Source organism: Aliishimia ponticola, assembly GCF_004803475.1.
GTDB lineage: Bacteria > Pseudomonadota > Alphaproteobacteria > Rhodobacterales > Rhodobacteraceae > Aliishimia > Aliishimia ponticola.
This window is the reverse complement of the sequence record NZ_SRKY01000001.1, coordinates 617477-635397: the sequence shown is the minus strand read 5'-3', so window position 1 is coordinate 635397 and position 17921 is coordinate 617477. Positions and strand designations below refer to the sequence as shown.

Annotated in this window: 17 protein-coding genes and 1 tRNA gene; 12 read left to right on the top strand and 6 right to left on the bottom strand. The window is 58.5% G+C overall.

The genetic code is table 11. The features are described from left to right. Positions 1 to 221: 221 nt before the first annotated feature. A complete protein-coding gene (locus E4Z66_RS03075; RefSeq protein ID WP_136461460.1) occupies positions 222 to 2438 on the top strand; it encodes an NADP-dependent isocitrate dehydrogenase in 2217 nt (738 codons plus the stop codon). 133 nt (positions 2439 to 2571) lie between these two features. On the opposite strand, the gene E4Z66_RS03070 is transcribed toward E4Z66_RS03075, so the two are convergent. The 3 genes from E4Z66_RS03070 to E4Z66_RS03060 form a co-directional block, all read right to left on the bottom strand. Beyond that, the gene (locus E4Z66_RS03070; RefSeq protein ID WP_136461459.1) at positions 2572 to 3693 is read right to left on the bottom strand and encodes a porin; all 1122 of its coding nucleotides are present in this window, start codon (positions 3691 to 3693) and stop codon (positions 2572 to 2574) included. Between the two features lie 222 nt (positions 3694 to 3915). Next, positions 3916 to 4161, bottom strand: coding sequence for a hypothetical protein (locus E4Z66_RS03065; RefSeq protein WP_136461458.1), 246 nt, complete (start codon positions 4159 to 4161; stop codon positions 3916 to 3918). Beyond that, on the bottom strand, positions 4161 to 4814 hold the full coding sequence (locus E4Z66_RS03060; protein WP_136461457.1) for an alpha/beta hydrolase: 654 nt from the start codon (positions 4812 to 4814) through the stop codon (positions 4161 to 4163). The genes E4Z66_RS03065 and E4Z66_RS03060 overlap by 1 nt, the downstream gene beginning before the upstream one ends. A 172-nt stretch (positions 4815 to 4986) precedes the next feature. Between E4Z66_RS03060 and iscR the strand changes: the two genes are divergently transcribed. From iscR to E4Z66_RS03005, 11 genes are all read left to right on the top strand, one after another. Beyond that, positions 4987 to 5445, top strand: coding sequence for a Fe-S cluster assembly transcriptional regulator IscR (gene iscR / locus E4Z66_RS03055; protein ID WP_136461456.1), 459 nt, complete (start codon positions 4987 to 4989; stop codon positions 5443 to 5445). After that, on the top strand, positions 5442 to 6581 hold the full coding sequence (locus E4Z66_RS03050) for a cysteine desulfurase family protein (protein WP_136461455.1): 1140 nt from the start codon (positions 5442 to 5444) through the stop codon (positions 6579 to 6581). The genes iscR and E4Z66_RS03050 overlap by 4 nt, the downstream gene beginning before the upstream one ends. Before the next feature lie 20 nt (positions 6582 to 6601). Then, on the top strand, positions 6602 to 8125 hold the full coding sequence (sufB, locus tag E4Z66_RS03045; RefSeq protein ID WP_136461454.1) for a Fe-S cluster assembly protein SufB: 1524 nt from the start codon (positions 6602 to 6604) through the stop codon (positions 8123 to 8125). A 26-nt stretch (positions 8126 to 8151) separates the two neighbouring features. Further along, positions 8152 to 8463, top strand: a complete 312-nt coding sequence (locus E4Z66_RS03040) for a heavy metal-binding domain-containing protein (protein ID WP_136461453.1) — start codon at positions 8152 to 8154, stop codon at positions 8461 to 8463. 11 nt (positions 8464 to 8474) lie between these two features. Continuing rightward, a complete protein-coding gene (gene sufC / locus E4Z66_RS03035; RefSeq protein ID WP_136461452.1) occupies positions 8475 to 9230 on the top strand; it encodes a Fe-S cluster assembly ATPase SufC in 756 nt (251 codons plus the stop codon). After that, positions 9230 to 10504, top strand: a complete 1275-nt coding sequence (locus tag E4Z66_RS03030) for a SufB/SufD family protein (protein ID WP_136461451.1) — start codon at positions 9230 to 9232, stop codon at positions 10502 to 10504. The genes sufC and E4Z66_RS03030 overlap by 1 nt, the downstream gene beginning before the upstream one ends. Continuing rightward, positions 10504 to 10992, top strand: coding sequence for a YIP1 family protein (locus tag E4Z66_RS03025; protein WP_136461450.1), 489 nt, complete (start codon positions 10504 to 10506; stop codon positions 10990 to 10992). Before E4Z66_RS03030 ends, E4Z66_RS03025 begins: the two co-directional genes overlap by 1 nt. Continuing rightward, entirely contained in the window at positions 10989 to 11576 is a 588-nt protein-coding gene (locus E4Z66_RS03020; RefSeq protein ID WP_136461449.1) for a YIP1 family protein, read from the top strand. The genes E4Z66_RS03025 and E4Z66_RS03020 overlap by 4 nt, the downstream gene beginning before the upstream one ends. Continuing rightward, on the top strand, positions 11569 to 12789 hold the full coding sequence (locus E4Z66_RS03015; RefSeq protein WP_136461448.1) for a cysteine desulfurase: 1221 nt from the start codon (positions 11569 to 11571) through the stop codon (positions 12787 to 12789). The genes E4Z66_RS03020 and E4Z66_RS03015 overlap by 8 nt, the downstream gene beginning before the upstream one ends. A gap of 111 nt (positions 12790 to 12900) precedes the next feature. Continuing rightward, positions 12901 to 12977 (top strand) — tRNA-Arg (locus tag E4Z66_RS03010). Between the two features lie 327 nt (positions 12978 to 13304). Then, the gene (locus E4Z66_RS03005; RefSeq protein ID WP_136461447.1) at positions 13305 to 14015 is read left to right on the top strand and encodes a class I SAM-dependent methyltransferase; all 711 of its coding nucleotides are present in this window, start codon (positions 13305 to 13307) and stop codon (positions 14013 to 14015) included. 354 nt (positions 14016 to 14369) lie between these two features. Here the strand turns inward: E4Z66_RS03005 and E4Z66_RS03000 are convergent, their stop codons facing one another. The 3 genes from E4Z66_RS03000 to betC form a co-directional block, all read right to left on the bottom strand. Then, on the bottom strand, positions 14370 to 15233 hold the full coding sequence (locus tag E4Z66_RS03000) for a glycosyltransferase (protein WP_136461446.1): 864 nt from the start codon (positions 15231 to 15233) through the stop codon (positions 14370 to 14372). A 128-nt stretch (positions 15234 to 15361) separates the two neighbouring features. Next, positions 15362 to 16021, bottom strand: a complete 660-nt coding sequence (locus tag E4Z66_RS02995) for a phytanoyl-CoA dioxygenase family protein (protein ID WP_136461445.1) — start codon at positions 16019 to 16021, stop codon at positions 15362 to 15364. Between the two features lie 258 nt (positions 16022 to 16279). Continuing rightward, on the bottom strand, positions 16280 to 17818 hold the full coding sequence (gene betC, locus E4Z66_RS02990) for a choline-sulfatase (protein WP_136461444.1): 1539 nt from the start codon (positions 17816 to 17818) through the stop codon (positions 16280 to 16282). Positions 17819 to 17921: the final 103 nt, after the last annotated feature.

Genomic DNA, 17921 nt, shown 5'->3' with positions numbered 1-17921 from the left:
GCCGTATAGAGTGTTACCCGATGCAGGGTAAACGAATTATGGCTAACGTCCGATGGGGTGATGGCACAAAGCGCCGCAGGTTGTATACCGCTGTATGCATTGACTTGCAAAAGGGCGTCACATAGAGCACCGACAAGCGCAAAATTTAAGCTCGCACGGCGATCTTCGAACAGACATATATCGATGGCGACCGGGCGACGACAGGAGCAAAAGGAAGACCTATGTCGAATACCGAAACGCCCGACATCATTTACACCAAAGTCGACGAAGCGCCGGAACTGGCGAGCGGATCGTTCTTGCCGATCATCCGCCGGTTTGCCTCTGTCGCGGGAATCGAGGTCGGCACGCGCGACATTTCGCTTGCGGGTCGGATCATCGCGACATTCCCGGAGTTCCTGAAGGAAGAACAGCGCCAGAATGACGACCTGGCAGAGCTGGGCCAATTGGTGAAGCAGCCGGACGCCAATGTGATCAAGCTGCCGAACATCTCTGCTTCGGTGCCGCAGCTGGTTGCCGCCGTCGAAGAGCTTCAAGCCAAGGGCTATGCGCTGCCCGATTACCCCGAAGACCCCAAAACGGACGAGGAAAAGTCGATCCGGGCGCGGTATGATGCGATCAAGGGCTCTGCCGTGAACCCGGTCCTGCGCGAAGGCAACTCCGACCGCCGGTCCGCGCGCGCCGTGAAGTCCTTTGCGCAGAAGAACCCGCATTCGATGGGCAAATGGGAGTCCACCAGCAAGACCAAAGTGTCGTCGATGCCGGGCAATGATTTCCGCGCCAATGAAGTCTCTGCCACCATCACGGCGGCGCAGGCAGGGGACGCGAAGATCGAATTCGTCGCCAAGGATGGCAGCGTCACCGTTCTGAAAGACGTCTGGCCGCTGGAAGAGGGCACCGTCGCCGACGCGACTTACATGTCCGCCAAGGCGCTCAGCGCGTTTCTTGCCGATGCGATCGAGGACACCAAGAAAGACGGCACGATGTTCTCGCTGCACATGAAGGCAACGATGATGAAGGTCTCTGACCCGATCATCTTCGGCCACGCGGTGAAGGCATGGCTTGGCCCGGTTTGGGAAAAGCATGGCGCGGCGATTGCTGCGGCGGGCGGTTCGCCGAATTCGGGGCTGGGCGACGTGCTGGCGGCAATCGAAACCCTGCCAAACGCGGCAGAGATCAAGGCAGAGATCGACGCGCTGGATCGCCCGTCCATGTATATGGTGGATAGCGACAAGGGCATCACCAACCTGCACGTGCCGTCCGATGTGATCATCGACGCCTCCATGCCGGCGGTCATCCGCGCGGGCGGCAAGGGCTGGGACGAAACCGGGGCCAAAGGCGACACCAACTGCGTCATCCCGGATAACTGCTATGCGCCGGTCTATGACGAGTCGATCAACTTCTTCAAAGCCAACGGCGCGCTTGATGTGACAACGGCCGGTTCCGTCGCCAATGTCGGCCTGATGGCACAGAAGGCGGAAGAGTACGGGTCGCACCCGACCACCTTCGAAGCGCCTGCGGATGGGACCATCCGGATCGTGCTGGCCAACGGTGAAACGCTGCATTCGCACGAGGTCGAAGGCGGCGATATCTGGCGGTCCTGCACGGTCAAGAAGGCGCCGATCGAGAACTGGATTCAGCTTGCGATGGATCGTCAGCGCCTCACAGGGTCCGAAGCGATCTTCTGGCTGGACGCGGACCGCGCACACGACGCGCAGCTCATCCAATACGTGAAGCCCGCGCTGGAAGCGGCTGGTGTCGCTGGTAAATTCAAGATCATGGCGCCGCGCGAAGCGACCCGTCAATCGTTGGAGACCATCACCGCCGGCAAGGATTCCATTGCCATCACCGGCAACGTGCTGCGCGACTATCTGACAGACCTGTTCCCGATCCTTGAACTGGGCACGTCGGCCAAGATGCTGTCCATCGTCAAGCTGATGAATGGCGGCGGGTTGTTCGAAACCGGCGCGGGTGGCTCTGCGCCCAAACACGTGCAGCAGCTTCATGCCGAGAACCACCTGCGTTGGGACTCCATGGGCGAATTCTGTGCGCTTGGCGAGTCGCTGAACTTCCTTGCAGATAGCAAGGGCAACGCGAAAGCGGCTGTGCTGGGCGCAGCGGCAGAGGCGGCAACGCAGGGCATTCTGGACCACAACCGGTCGCCGAGCCGCAAAGCGGGCGAGCCGGACAACCGCGCAAGCCACTACTGGTTCGCGCGCTACTGGGCGGAAGCGCTGGCTGCGCAAAGCGACGACGCCGATCTGGCTGCGTTCTTTGCCCCGATGGCGAAAGCCCTGGCCGAGAACGAAGAAAAGATCCTCGCCGAACTAAGCGCGGGTGCAGGCGCTGCGGCGGATACGGGCGGCTATTTCCGCAATGATGACGCGGCGACGGCGAAAGTCATGCGGCCCAGCGCGACGCTGAACGAGATCATCGGCTAAACGCCACCGTAGATCTGCCAGACGGCGATTTCAGAAACAGAAAGGGCCCCAACCTGAACGGTGGGGCCCTTTTCACGAGCGGGATCTGCGGAACGGTCCGAGGGAACAAACCGCCCCGCATCACCTGCGCGGATCAGAATTTCCAGCGTGCGCCAATCATGGTCGCGTTGGCGTCCTGGTAAGAGGTCGCGGTACCATCCGAATAGGAATATTCGCGGTAGGTCGCGAAGATTTCGGAGTTCGCGCTGTCGAGGCTTTGCACGACAGAGAAGCCAACGGAATCGCTGGATGTGCCTGCGCCGTTGATGTCGTCGCCTTCGTAGTAATCGATCGAGAAAGCGGTGGTCCCAACTGCGAAGAAGTCACGCGCATAGCCCAGTTTGGCGTAGTAATAGTCGCCGCCACCGTCTTCGCTACCGGCTGCGACCGCAAAGCTGAGGCCAGTGGGCGCGTGATGCACAGCGACAGAGCCGATCACGTAATCTTCGTCGTCGCTGCCGCTGGGCTGAATGCGGCGCGCACCCAAGGCTGCGTTGACGTTGAAATCACCGAAATCGTTGCCGTAACGCACAGCAAGGTCGGTGTAATCGGTATCGGCGTCCTCATCCAGAATCTCGGTCCCGTGTGCGACAGAGAAGGTGAAGTTGGCCACTTCGGGGCTGTCCCAGCGGATACGACCGCGACGGCCACCATCGAAGGTCGAGAAAGCGTCAGACAGTTCCACCCCGGTCAAGGCACCGGTGGAATCGCGGAATGCGAAGGACCCTGCGATATCAGAAACGGACACGTTGGAGATGACATCAGTGCCGGAATCGTCCGCGCCGGTCACGCCATCCGTTGCCATCGACCCTTGACCCAACGAGATCGTCCCGTAGTTCGGGTTGGCCCATGCGAAGTCGAAATGGCGGATATTGGTGCGGTCCCAGTCGATCCCATCCGGCACCTCTGTCTGGCTGATGCCCGAGGAGGACCGCAGACCTAGCGCGGTCTCGAAGCGGAAGCGCAGTTGGTTGTCGCCAAAGGGCTGCACAAGCGCCATGCCGACGCGGCTGGGGGAGTTGTCGTTGTCAACGATTTCGTCCGTGGTGGACTCGCCATCGTCAAAGTTCAGGTAACCGAAGTTGAGCTGCCCATACACGGTGACAGAACCGCCGGATGTGTTCTGATATTCCAGCGCCTGCGCATTTGCGGAGGATGTCATGCTGAGGGCCGAAGCCAGCGCGGCGCCTGCGATGTGGGCTCGATGAATTGTCATGGGTCTTTCCTGTTGAAGCCAGATTGTTTGCTCGTTTCAGATACGTACGCACGGCAAATTTCACTTCAAGCGGGAGAAAGTTCATAAATTCTTTTCAGACGGGTGATCGAAATCTCGATCCCGTAAATTTTTGAAATTAAACGATGAAATATGGTTTCTGAAATTGCATACCCGATATGAGAGGCCCGGGGCTTGTAAAATTCCGGGCCGGAGCCGGGCGGATTATTCTCCGCCCGTGCCTTGTGCCGCGCGATACGCGTCGAGCTTTTTCATCAGGAAATTTCGGCCAGCGACCTCCGCCATGCGTGTCCGCACGGCGGTCAGGAAAGCCTCTTCCAGAGTTTGCGACGCCGCGCCCAGAACTTGTGCCAGTTCCATGAACATTCGGTCGTCGCCAATCTCGGCCTGGGCGGCGATGCAATCATCCGCCAGCTTGTTGGCCATCTGTTGAACAGCGGGATCGGTCATCAGCGCGTCGTCTCTGTCAGGCGGCGCTTCACGTAATCGGTCGTGGTGGAAATCAGCGTGTCCATATGCGGGTCTTCAAAGAAGTGCCCGGCGCCTTCCACGACTTCATGGGTGATGGTGATGCCTTTCTGTTCGTGCAACTTGCCCACCAGCGACGCGGTGTCCGCGGGCGGGGCCACACGGTCAGCAGAACCGTTTATGATCAGGCCCGAAGACGGGCAGGGCGCGAGGAACGAGAAGTCATACATGTTCGCGGGCGGCGAGACAGAGATGAACCCGGTGATTTCCGGACGGCGCATCAGCAATTGCATGCCGATCCACGCACCGAAGGAGAACCCGGCGACCCAGCAATGCTTGGAGTTCTGGTTCATCGATTGCAGGTAATCCAGCGCCGATGCCGCGTCGGACAATTCGCCCACGCCCTGATCGTATTCACCCTGGCTGCGTCCGACGCCCCGGAAGTTGAACCGCAAAACGGTAAAACCCATGTTGTAGAACGCATAGTGCAGATTATAGCACACCTTGTGGTTCATCGTCCCGCCAAACTGAGGATGCGGATGCAGCACGATGGCGATGGGCGCGTCTCGGTCTTTCTGGGGGTGGTAGCGGCCTTCAAGCCGACCTTCGGGTCCGGGGAAAATCACCTCGGGCATATGCGGTCTTGCCTTTCGTCGTGTTCGGCTTCCGGCATTTCTTGACGAGTACGCCGGGACAACTTAGAACGTTTCTAACAAACGGAACCCGCGTGGTACGCCGCGCGGGTGTTGAGCATTTAGGCATATGCGTGGGCAAGGTCAATTGCCCGCTGCATTTGGAGGGCGTGACATGAAGCTGTCAACCAAGGGGCGTTACGCGATGGTCGCGCTTGCGGATATCGCCTTGCAGGATCAGGAGTCGCTGGTCTCGCTTGGGGATATTTCGGAACGCCAATCGATTTCGCTGGCCTATCTGGAACAGCTTTTCGTGAAACTGCGCCGGGCGGAGCTTGTAACATCGGTGCGCGGGCCGCGCGGCGGTTATCGTCTGTCCCGGCCCGCGAGCGAGATTCGCGTCGTCGATATTCTTGCGGCGGTGGATGAGACCGTCGATGCGATGCATATGGGGGCAGGGGCCTCGGGCGGCACGTCCGGGTCGCGCGCGCAATCGCTGACGAACCGCCTTTGGCAAAGCCTTTCGGCCCACGTCTACGTATTCCTGCATCAAACGCGGTTGAGCGATGTGATCGACAACGAACTGGCGCCATGCCCGGCGGTGCCGAACCTGTTTGACGTGGTGGATGAATGAGAACCTATCTCGACCATAACGCCACGACGCCGCTGCGCCCCGAAGTTCGCGCGGCGATGATCGATGCGATGGATGTGGTGGGCAATCCGTCTTCTGTCCATGCCGAAGGGCGCAAGGCGAAGGCGCTGGTCGAACACGCCCGCGCGCAAGTGGCTGATTTCGTTGGATGCACGCCGTCGCAAGTGGTCTTTACCGGCAGCGCGACAGAGGCGACGGCGACGGCCATTCATGCCTTCCGGGCCAGTGCCGGTTACATCTGTTCCGATGGCGAACATGATGCGGTTCTCGCGCTGCGCTCGTCTGATCTGGCATTTGGTCTTGGTCCCGATGGGCTGATCCGTTTCGGCGAAGGCTTCGACTTCGAAGCGCTGGGACCGCTGGGCCAAGCCCATGCCTTTGCCGTTCAGGCCGCCAATTCGGAAACCGGCGTGCTGCAAGACGTGCCGGGCACGCTGGACTATCTGCGCCAACGCCTGCCGGAGCATTGCCGCTACTTGTGCGATGCGGTGCAGGCGTGGGGCAAGATGCCGTTGAAGTTCGATGATTTGCGCTGCGATGTCGCGCTGATCTCGGCCCATAAGTTTGGCGGCCCGAAGGGTGTGGGTGCGTTGATCCTGCGCAAAGGGCTGGATGATCTGGAACACGCCCCCTTGATCGTCGGCGGCGGACAGGAAATGGGGCGCCGTTCCGGGACGGAAAACCTTGTCGGGATCGCAGGTTTTGGCGTTGCGGCGGAATGTGCGGGGCGCGATGTGCAGGGCGGTGCATGGGACCGGGTTGCGGAACTTAGAAATATTCTAGAAAACGCCCTTGAGGTCCACGCAAATAAGACTATTTTTGTCGGGAAATCCGCAGCCAGATTGCCGAACACCTCCTGCATCCTAACGCCCGGCTGGAAGGGCGAGACTCAGGTGATGCAGATGGATTTGTCCGGCTTTGCCATTTCGGCGGGGTCCGCCTGTTCGTCGGGCAAGGTGAAAGCCAGTCGCGCATTGCTTGCGATGGGCTTTTCGCCCGAGGACGCGGCCTCTGCCATCAGGGTCAGTCTTGGCCTTGGAACCACAGAAGAAGAAGTCCTGCGCTTTGCTGATGCGTGGGGCGCGAAATTGAAGAAACACCAGTCACGCGCTGCGTGACCGCCAGTCAGGAGAAACGCATGTCTGCCATGGACGATGTTCAAGTCAAGGAAGGTGTCGAACAGGATACCGTTGACGCCGTAAAGGGGCTTGCTGGCAAGTATAAATACGGCTGGGAAACCGAAATCGAAATGGAATACGCCCCCAAGGGGCTGACGCCGGATATCGTGCGGCTGATTTCCGAGAAGAACGAAGAGCCCGAGTGGATGACCCGGTGGCGGCTGGAAGCGTATGAGCGCTGGCTGACCAAGGAAGAGCCCGATTGGGCCATGGTCGATTACCCGGAAATCGATTTCCAGGACCAGTATTACTATGCGCGCCCGAAATCGATGGAGGTGAAGCCGAAATCGCTGGATGAGGTCGATCCCAAACTTCTGGCGACCTATGCCAAGCTGGGGATCCCCTTGAAGGAACAGGCCATTCTGGCGGGCGTCGAAGGCGCGGGCGAGATGCCGGCCGAGGCGCGCAAAGTGGCCGTGGACGCGGTGTTCGATTCCGTATCTGTCGGCACCACGTTCCAGAAAGAGCTGAAAGAGGCGGGCGTCATCTTCTGCTCCATTTCCGAGGCGATCAAGGAACACCCGGAACTGGTGAAGAAGTATCTGGGATCGGTCGTGCCGGTGTCTGACAACTTCTACGCGACGCTGAACTCCGCTGTCTTTTCGGATGGCTCCTTCGTCTATGTGCCGCCGGGCGTGCGCTGCCCGATGGAACTGTCCACCTATTTCCGCATCAACGCGGAGAATACTGGTCAGTTCGAACGCACCCTTATCATTGCCGATAAAGGCAGCTATGTCAGCTACTTGGAAGGCTGCACCGCGCCGCAGCGTGATCAGTCGCAACTGCACGCGGCCGTCGTTGAAATCATCATCGAAGAAGATGCCGAGGTGAAATACTCCACCGTTCAGAACTGGTTCCCCGGTGATGAAAACGGCAAGGGCGGGATCTATAACTTCGTGACCAAGCGTGCCGATTGCCGGGGTGACCGGGCCAAAGTGATGTGGACACAGGTCGAGACTGGCTCTGCCGTGACGTGGAAGTACCCGTCCTGCATTCTGCGCGGCGACGACAGCCAGGGCGAGTTCTACTCCATCGCCATCGCCAATAACATGCAGCAGGCGGACACAGGCACCAAGATGGTGCATCTGGGCAAGAACACCAAATCGCGGATCGTGTCCAAGGGCATTTCGGCGGGCAAGGCGCAGAACACCTATCGCGGTCTGGTCTCCATGCACCCGAAAGCCAAGAACAGCCGGAATTACACCCAGTGTGACTCGTTGCTGATCGGTGACAAATGTGGGGCGCATACGGTTCCCTATATCGAGGTGAAGAACAACTCCTCCCGCGTGGAGCACGAGGCGACCACATCGAAAGTGGATGACGATCAGCTGTTCTATTGCCGTTCGCGCGGGATGGATGAAGAAGAGGCTGTGGCGTTGGTCGTGAACGGGTTCTGCAAGGAAGTGCTGCAAGCACTGCCGATGGAATTCGCGATGGAAGCGCAGCAGCTTGTCGCGATCTCGTTGGAAGGGTCCGTGGGCTAAGCATGTCCCCTTGGGAGAGCAGGAAAATGATCACCACAACCACGCCTTCGGTCGAGGGGTACAAGATCACCGACTACAAGGGCATCGTCGTGGGCGAAGCCATCCTTGGTGCGAATGTGTTCCGCGATATCTTTGCAGGTATCACGGATATTCTGGGTGGTCGGTCCGGCGCTTACGAGCAAGAGCTCGGCAAGGCCCGGCAGATCGCGATTAACGAACTTGAACAGCGGGCTGCCGATCTGGGTGCCAACGCTGTCGTAGGTGTCGATCTCGACTACGAGGTCATCAATAATATGCTGATGGTGAGTGCTTCCGGCACCGCCGTCGTGATCGGTTAAGGAAGATGAAAATGTTGGAAATCAAAGACCTGAAAGTCGAACTTGAAGAAGAAGGTAAGGCGATCCTCAAGGGCGTTAATCTTTCTGTCGAGGACGGTAAGGTTCATGCGATCATGGGGCCGAACGGTTCGGGCAAGTCGACATTGTCTTATGTTCTGTCCGGCAAGGACGGGTATGAAGTCACTGGCGGCAGCGCGTCTCTGGATGGTGAAGACATCCTTGAGATGGAACCGGAAGAGCGCGCGGCAGCAGGTCTGTTCCTGGCGTTCCAGTATCCGGTGGAAATCCCCGGCGTGGGCAACATGACCTTCCTGCGTACAGCCGTAAACGCACAGCGCAAGGCGCGCGGCGAAGAGGAATTGAGCGCGGCAGATTTCCTCAAGGAAGTGCGTGCCAAGGCCAAAGACCTGAAGATCGACGCGGAAATGCTGAAGCGCCCGGTCAATGTGGGCTTCTCCGGCGGTGAGAAAAAGCGCAACGAGATCCTTCAGATGGCGATGCTGGAGCCCAAGATGTGCATCCTCGATGAAACGGATTCCGGTCTGGATGTGGATGCCATGAAATTGGTGGCCGAGGGCGTGAATGCGCTGCGTTCCGAAGGGCGGTCGTTCCTTGTGATCACCCACTATCAGCGGCTTCTCGACCACATCAAACCGGATGTGGTGCATATCATGGCCGATGGCCGCATCGTGAAGACCGGCGGGCCCGAGCTTGCGCTTGAAGTCGAAAACAACGGCTATGCGGATATCCTGGCGGAGGTGGCGTAATGGCCGAACCGGCAACCACATCCAATACCACCGAAGATCGGCTTGCGGCGATGACGCTGCCGACCGGCGGTTGGTCTGATCCGGCCCGCAAAGCGGCGCTGACGCGTGTGCGCGACATGGGCCTGCCCGGTCGCCGGGACGAGTACTGGAAATACACCCGTCCCGAGACGCTTGTTCAGCCCGATGCGCCGCGTGCGGCGGTATTTGCAAATGATGAAGAGCGGCTCTTTGCAAATCGTGATGTTCTGGAAATTGTCTTTGTAGACGGTGTGTTTGACGCCGCGGCGTCAGGCGATTTGCAAATGTCGGGTTTGCAAATTGATCGCCTTGCAAATGCGCAGGACATCCATTGGGCGTCCGACCTTTACGGCAAGCTGGAAGGCGAGGGGCATTATGTTCCCCGTCCGCTGGCGGCGTTGAATACGGCCTATGCGACCGACGGTGTTCTGATCCATGTTACGGGCAAGGCGGAAAAACCGATCTCGATCATCTATCGGCACACGAAAGAAGACTCGGACGCGGTTCTGCATCATGTCATCAAGCTGGACGCAGGCGCCGAACTGACGCTGCTAGAAAACGGCCCCGGCGCCGCGCGCTTCAATCAGTGCATGGAGGTCGATGTCGCGGATACTGCGCGCTTCAACCATGTGCGTGCGCAAGGCCGCGACCACGAACGGCGCGACGCTACGCATATTTTCGCACGGCTGGGCACGCAAAGCGCGTTCAAATCCTTCACGCTGACGGTCAATGGCCGGTTGACCCGCAATGAATGCGTGATCGATCTGACGGGCGATGACGCGATTGCCCATGTGGCCGGCGCCTGTGTCGGTGATGGCGATTTTCATCATGATGACACGGTTTTCGTAACGCATGACGCGCTCAACTGCGAAAGCCGTCAGGTGTTCAAAAAGGTGCTGCGCAATGGCGCGGTCGGCGTGTTCCAGGGCAAGATCCTTGTGAAGGAAGGCGCGCAAAAGACCGACGGCTATCAGATCAGCCAGTCCTTGCTGCTGGATGAGGACAGCCAGTTCCTCGCCAAGCCGGAGCTTGAAATCTATGCCGATGACGTTGCCTGCTCCCATGGCAGCACGTCCGGCGCGATCGATGAGACAGGCCTGTTTTATCTGCGCTCGCGCGGGGTGCCGATGGCCGAAGCGACCGACCTGATGACGCTGGCCTTCCTTGCCGAAGCGCTGGAAGAGATCGAGGACGCGGATATCGCCGAAGAACTCACCGAACGGCTGTCCGGCTGGTTGCGTCGTCGCCGCGGCTGATGAGCGTTTCGCGCAGAATTCTCGCCATGTATCGGCGGCCCCGTCTGGTGGTCGCCGATTTGCTGGGGGATGGCACGCGGGAGGACCGGGTGCTGGCCTATCTTATTGCGGGCTGTGCGCTGATGTTTCTGGCGCAGTTGCCACGGCTCGCCCGTGAGGCGCATCTGACCGAAGGCGATCTGAACATGATGATGGGTGGCGCGCTGCTTGGCTGGTTGATGATTGCCCCGCTGGCCTTCTACCTGATCGCCGGTATCAGCCACGTCATCGCGCTGATCTTTGGCGGGCAGGGCAGTTTCTATACCGCGCGGCTCGCGCTCTTTTGGGCGCTGTTGGCGGCCGCGCCGATCTTTCTGCTCCTTGGCCTTGTGCTGGGTTTCATCGGGGCGGGTGTGCAATCCACCTTGGTCGGCAGTCTTTGGCTGCTTTGCTTCGTCGCCTTCTGGGGCACGGGGCTTTGGGTAACTGAACGCAGGGTCGCCGCATGAGCCTGACATGGTCTTCGCTTTTCGTACAAACACTGCGCGCGCCCGCTGATGCGGCGCAAACGGTGCTGGCCCAGGATGTCGCCCCGCGCGATGTCTATCAGGGGCTTGTCGCGGGCGCTGCGATGAATGCGGTGCTGACCGGGACGATGGCTGCGCTGTTTCCGCTGCCGCCGGAATGGCCGGCCTTTCTGACCAGCCCGTTTCTGTATTTCATGGTGATGGCGGGCGGCCTGCTGCTGTTCGTGCATGTGCTGACATGGTCGGGCCGTATCGTGGGCGGGCAGGGCGTTTTGGCCGGGCTGCTCAAGCTGATGGTCTGGCTGCAATTCGTGCGCGTGGCCTTGCAGGCGATTGGCGTTCTGCTGCTGATTGCGCTGCCGCCGCTGGGATCGCTGTATTACCTTGTGATGACAGTGCTGTCGCTGTGGATCGTCCTGAATTTCATCAAGGTGGGGCACGGTCTGTCCTCCATCGGTGGCGCTTTGCTGGCGCTGTTCATCACGTTCGTCGGCCTCATCGTGGCGCTGTCCATGCTGTTGATGCTGACCGGGTTCGGACAAATGGGAGTGTTGCCCGATGTATGATGTTGCCGAAATCCGCGCGGATTTCCCGATCCTGTCGCGGCAGGTGAATGGCAAGCCGTTGGTGTATCTCGACAATGGGGCCTCTGCGCAAAAACCGCAAGTGGTGATCGATGCCGTTACGCGCGGCTATGCGGAGGAATATGCAAACGTCCATCGCGGGCTGCATTTCCTGTCGAACCTGGCCACCGACAAATATGAAGCTGTGCGGGGAACCGTGGCGCGTTTTCTTGGAGCCGAGTCGGAGGAAGAGATCATCTTCAACTCCGGCACGACCGAGGGCATCAATATGGTCGCCTATGCCTGGGCGATGCCGCGTTTGCAGGCGGGCGACGAGATCGTTCTGTCGGTGATGGAACATCACGCCAACATCGTGCCGTGGCACTTCCTGCGCGAACGTCAGGGTGTGGTTCTGAAATGGGTCGATGTGGGGCCGGACGGCGCGCTTGATCCGCAAGCGGTGATCGACGCGATCGGTCCCAAGACCAAGCTGGTCGCGATCACCCATATGTCGAACGTGCTTGGCACCGTCGTCGATGTGAAACCCATCGTGGCAGCGGCGCGGGCACGCGGGGTCGCGGTTCTGGTGGATGGCAGTCAGGCCGCCGTGCATATGCCGGTCAACGTCGCGGATATTGGCGCGGATTTCTATGCGGTGACAGGGCACAAGCTATATGGTCCGTCCGGGTCCGGCGCGATTCATGTCCGTCCAGAACGGATGGCAGAGATGCGGCCCTTCCTTGGGGGCGGCGATATGATCCGCGAAGTGACCAAGGATGCGGTGACATATAACGATCCGCCGATGAAGTTCGAGGCCGGCACCCCCGGTATCGTGCAGACCATCGGTCTTGGCGCGGCGCTGGACTATATGATGGGGCTGGGGATGGAGAACATCGCCGCCCATGAAGCCAGCCTGCGGGACTATGCGCAGGACCGTCTGACCGGGCTCAACTGGCTGAACGTTCAGGGCACCGCGCCGGGCAAGGGCGCGATCTTTTCCTTCACGTTGGACGGCGCAGCCCATGCGCATGACATCTCCACGATCCTTGACAAGAAGGGCGTTGCGGTGCGCGCGGGGCACCATTGCGCGGGGCCGTTGATGGACCATCTGGGCGTTACGGCGACCTGCCGGGCGAGCTTTGGTCTTTACAACACGCGTGAAGAGGTCGACGTGCTGGTCGAGGCATTGGAACTCGCGCATGAGCTGTTTTCCTGACACGAACTGGCCGTAAGCCTTGCGGCCGCCCGCCCGGACCAGATTTGCGACCGGGCGGCTCAACTTTAAGATTGCAGCCCGATCAGAGGCCCGGTATAGCCCCGGACATATGGACCGTTAGCTCAGCTGGATAGAGCGCTGCCCTCCGAAGGCAGAGGCCAGAGGTTCGAATCCTCTACGGTCCGCCAATTCAACCACATAACTTATTGTTTTCGCTCAATATAACTGAGTGATGACCGCGGGCATCGCCCATTTTATCACCCTCTTTGCCGCTGCATATGCGGACTTTGATTGTTGGGAAACCTGATATGATGGGCCCGCAAGCGACTCATGGTCGTAATGATCTTGCATCGCAGTTTGCCTTGACCGGTTCTCCATTGATTATGCAAAAATTTTGGAAGCTGGAAGCCAAACGAACCACGTCAACCCGCCGCGCGTTAGACAGATACTTGAAGTGGTTCGAGAAAGGGGTAAACTTTACCTTTATTTAGTTTTAGCAAAATTTGGAGCCATAGATGAGTATTACAGATTTCTTTTCTTTGAGTGGTAGCTTCGAAAAGAAGACCGCCCAAAGCGGCGGTATCCAAATGGCATCAGTCGGTTTGCATGACCATTTGTTTAACGTTCTTTCAAATTTGGTCTCTGGCCCTCTTCATGTACTAGACCTCGGTGCCGGCAGTGGAGCTTGGGGTAAGCGGCTGATAGCAGCAGGAAACACTGCCAAAGGAGTTGTCTTGGAAACCGACATGGCGACATGTGACCTCGAATGCGTGGTAGGTGATTTAAGTCATCCCTTTGCCGAGAAGCTTGATGAGAATTTCAACGTGGTCACTTGCATTGAGGTTTTGGAACACATTGAAAATCCACGAAATGCGTTTCGTGAAGCGCGCAAGTTGTTGAAGCAGGGAGGCTTGTTTCTAATATCGACGCCGAATGCGTCTGGCGTCTATAGCCGATTTAAGTTCTTTGTGGCTGGTCGTTTTGGGATGTTTGATGACTTTCAATACAATGGGATTGGGCACATCACACCTTTGACCCACTGGCAATTGGAGAAAATGTTCTTGGAAAACGGTTTCGAATTAGTTTTGCTTGATGATTTTGACGCCACGCCAAGACGGATTAGAACCCTCGGCGACGTTATCAAGCGCGCAGTCTGGCTGTTCCGACCATTTATGCGGGGCCATGTCGGTACTCAGCACATCATCATGGCGGGACGTGCGAAATAAGGATGGGTACATGCAGCTTTCCGACCATTTGCGGATGTAAGCGGTGCTCCGATCAATCGGACAATCGTCCACTCGACAAATTGTTGGAAAGCTCTCGCCACTGACGATTTAGCGCAGTTGTTTCTGTCCACTGTTCCGGCCACTCGGCGCCTCAAAGCCTATGCTTGTACGTCGGGTGATTCTTGCCGGGTTCTGTTCGATCGCGTGCGCCGTGCATACAACCAACCGTGAACATCAAGGGCGCGGCAGGGTTGTCTCCGGCCCGGCTCGATACGGCGTGAAAACGAGGTGCAGCGTTCGCGGCAATCAGTGCACCAAGTGGATGCACCCTGAAAAAAGCCGAGGCGGTTTTCTTTACGCGCGCCTGTTCGTCTCATCACGGTGCCAAATGATGAACCTGCTTTGCTTCCATGTCCGGCCAGCGCGCCACTCTGCCAGGCAGACAAGCGCAAGGTAAATCGGGGCTTGGGACCAAAGCTTTGGGCGTCGCATAAGGGTGAGGATGGTGGTCTTCATGCTTGTACCGACGGTTTTTGCCAGCTTCGGGAACTCGTGATCCAATTCTCGCAGACCCAGGCGCACTCGCGTCAGCACTCTCACCAAGGTGCGCACATCCCGAGGCGCATAAAGGCGGAAGGAAGACGCAGGGCATGTTTGGCGTTCACTAGGGGCAACTGTCCGGCGCACGAATTCGTCATCGGCAATCACGTCGGGGAAATGCTGGAAAAGGCTGCGGCCTTTCTTGGACAGCGAGTAAAGCCCGGAACCAAGCAAATCATCGTTGAAATAGGGCAAACTGGTCCAAACGCGATAATAGGCCCGGACCAGAAAATCACTGGCGGATGTATCCACCGTAGCGCGCGGAGAGCTTGCTAACACCAGAGGGTTATCCGACAGAAACTGCACCAGAGTCCGCGCGGCATCGGTCGTAAAATGAATATCGGCATCCAGATACAGTCGTGGAAACTGGGTCGCTACCCCGTCGCCTATCCTTAAGGCCTTGGACTTGGAAGCTGTCGCCGTTTCCATCACCGTGACGCCGAAAGGCTCGAACCCCTGCGCGACGAGGCTCGTGTCATCATTGCACCCGTTGCAGACGACAATGATTTCGAATTCACCGGGACGGGCGTCTTTCAGCAATGTTTCGAGGCAACGCTTGATGGCGAACTGCTCGTTGCAAGCTGGAATGATTATCGATGCGATGGGAAAACGATCCATAATGTACAATCAAACTAAAGCGAACTCATTTGGGTAAATTGACGGCGAGTAGGAAAGGGGAGGCGAAAACGTCGCGTCGTTTTCTTCGGCAAGGCGCCTAATTGGTAAAGCGCGGACAATGCCGTGACTTAACCACCCCCGACTGGAATATATGTGAAAGTGACCACCTCTCGATGGGCTTTCGGGTTTGTTCCATGGTGATACAGCGCCGCGGGATCAACAAGAACCACAGTGCCCGCCGGCCCGGTACATTTCTGCCAACGCGATTTTCTGACGAAAAGTCCAACCCCTGTATCCGTATGACGCAGATGACGCGGCAACAGCCTCAAAAGCAGCCGCAACGGAACACGGGTCTTGGGGAGGCATTCGAACGGGCCGTCAGAAGTGCCGACCGCTTCAAGGTAGACAATCGCCCGAAGCATACTTTTGCTTTCGCCATCGCGGTGCCACCGACGCACACCGCGTTGGTCGCCTTTCACATTGCGATCAATGCGATAGGTCACGTCGAGTAAAATGGCGGGTGACCCGAAATACTGTTCCGCGACATCCATCAGCTGGCGGCCTACGCCCATCTGATATATCTGTGGAGCTTCAAGCAGAACCTGCCGTCCGGTCATTTCCTGACTGTGATGCGCCGTATCCCAATCATTTTCCGGAGTCTTTTCCTCGAACTCCAGTTCCCTGATCGCGCGCAAGTTCGAGAGGTCGAGACCCAAGGTCTCTGTATCTGTGATAGCAAGCGCGTCAGTCCGCAGCTTGTTTCCCAGCTTAACTAGGGTATCCAACATCGAGTAAACCAGTATTCACTAATCACTATATTTAAAATCGTACCCTGATTCATAGCGTCGCTTCAATCCGGTTTCTTCGGCGCGTTATGTTAGCGTTATCCGGCGCGGATATTGCATGGGGTTTCGGGCGCGGCGCAGTGTTTTTCATCCATAGATTGTATTTCGATAGAACTTTTACAGGCTTCCAAACTTTACGGACGCGAATTGCATGTAAACGCACAATTCAGTCGACGTTTTTTCCTCTTTCCAGCGGCGTTTTTATCTGGGGACATCAAACGCGCTATGATGGCGGGTTTTTTGTTCCGGCAGATAGGCGAAGGCCCAGTCGTTGTAGCTGCCTGCGCCGCGATACCAAGGAACCGCTGGCAGATGCGCCTCGCCATGGTTCCACCGTTGCGGCGCGCCGGTCTGCATTGCGTTACGGATCAGGCGGCGCTGGCGTTGGGAGCGTTTGATATCCTGCGTCAACTCACTCACATCCCAGCGGGCTTCCACGGCGGCGTGCATATCGCGCAGGGTCTCGGCGTACTCTGGCCGGTCGGCGAGGTTGTGGACCTCCTGAGGGTCGCTCTCCAGATCGTAAAGCAGGTAGGGATCGGCGGGCGAATATACGTATTTGAACCGCCCCCGGCGCAGCATGAGGATCGGCGCTGGCGTCGCCTCGGCCAGATATTCGGCAAAAACGGGACGGTCCGGTTGCGGGGCTGTGCGGAACGCGGCCAAATCCGCGCCATCGAGAGGTTCGATATCGCTTTGCCACGGCGCGCCGGTCGCCAGCCCCATGAATGTTGGCAGCAGATCGACCAGAGAGGCGGGCGTGTTCATTCGCCCCGGTCCAAAACCTTCCCCGGCGATGATCAGCGGCACGCGGAGCGAGGGTTCAAAGAAGTGCTTTTTGAACCAGAGCCCGCGTTCGCCCAGCATCTCCCCATGGTCCGAGGTGAAGATGATCACCGTATTGTCCGCCAACCCCGCCTTTTCCAGCGCTGTCATCACGGCGCCCACTTGCCGGTCGATATAGCTGATGGAGCCGTAATAGGCGCGCCGCGCCCGGCGGATTTCCTCCGCGTCGAATTGCTGTTCGAGCATGTCGAAATCCGTGAGCAACCGACGTGAATGCGCGTCATGCGCCTCGGCGGGCAGATGGGGCCGCTCTGGCATCGGGATGTCCACATCCTCATAAAGTTCCCAATCCTCGCGGGCGCAAAGATAGGGTTCATGGGGGTGCGTGTAGGACACTTGCAGGAAGAACGGACGCGCGTCCTCTGCGCGCGCCACATCATACAGATGCTGCACGGCGGACCGGGTCACGAGGTCGTCAAAATCCATCTGGACCGACCGGGCGCAGGTGCCCGACACTGTGACCGCACGGGAATCGTTGGTGTCGCGCTTGCCCTCGTCGCCCCAGAAGGGCACCCATGAGAAATCCGCCGGATAAAGATCCGGGGTCAGCCGCGTCTCGAACCCGTGAAACTGGTCCGGCCCGATGAAATGCATCTTGCCCGACAGGGCGGTCTGATACCCGGCCGCGCGCAGGTAATGTGCATAAGTCGGGGTAGAGGCAGGCAATTCCGCCGCGTTGTCATAGGCCTTGATTTCGGAACAAAGCCGCCCCGTCGCCATCGAGGCGCGCGATGGTGAACACAAGGGGAAGTTGCAATAGGCGGTCTCGACCACGGTGCCGCGCGCGGCGAGACGGTCGATATTGGGCGTCTTGCACACCGGATCGCCGTAGCATTTGAGATATTGCGCGGCCAGTTGGTCGACCTGAAGAAAAAGGATATTCGGCGCGCGCATTCATTCGCTCCTTGCGGTTTGTTTCCTTACCAGATTAGCGCGCGGTTCAGCGGCGAGCGACCCGCAAGCGACGCAGAACGCTTGACTCACGCCATCGCGCCAT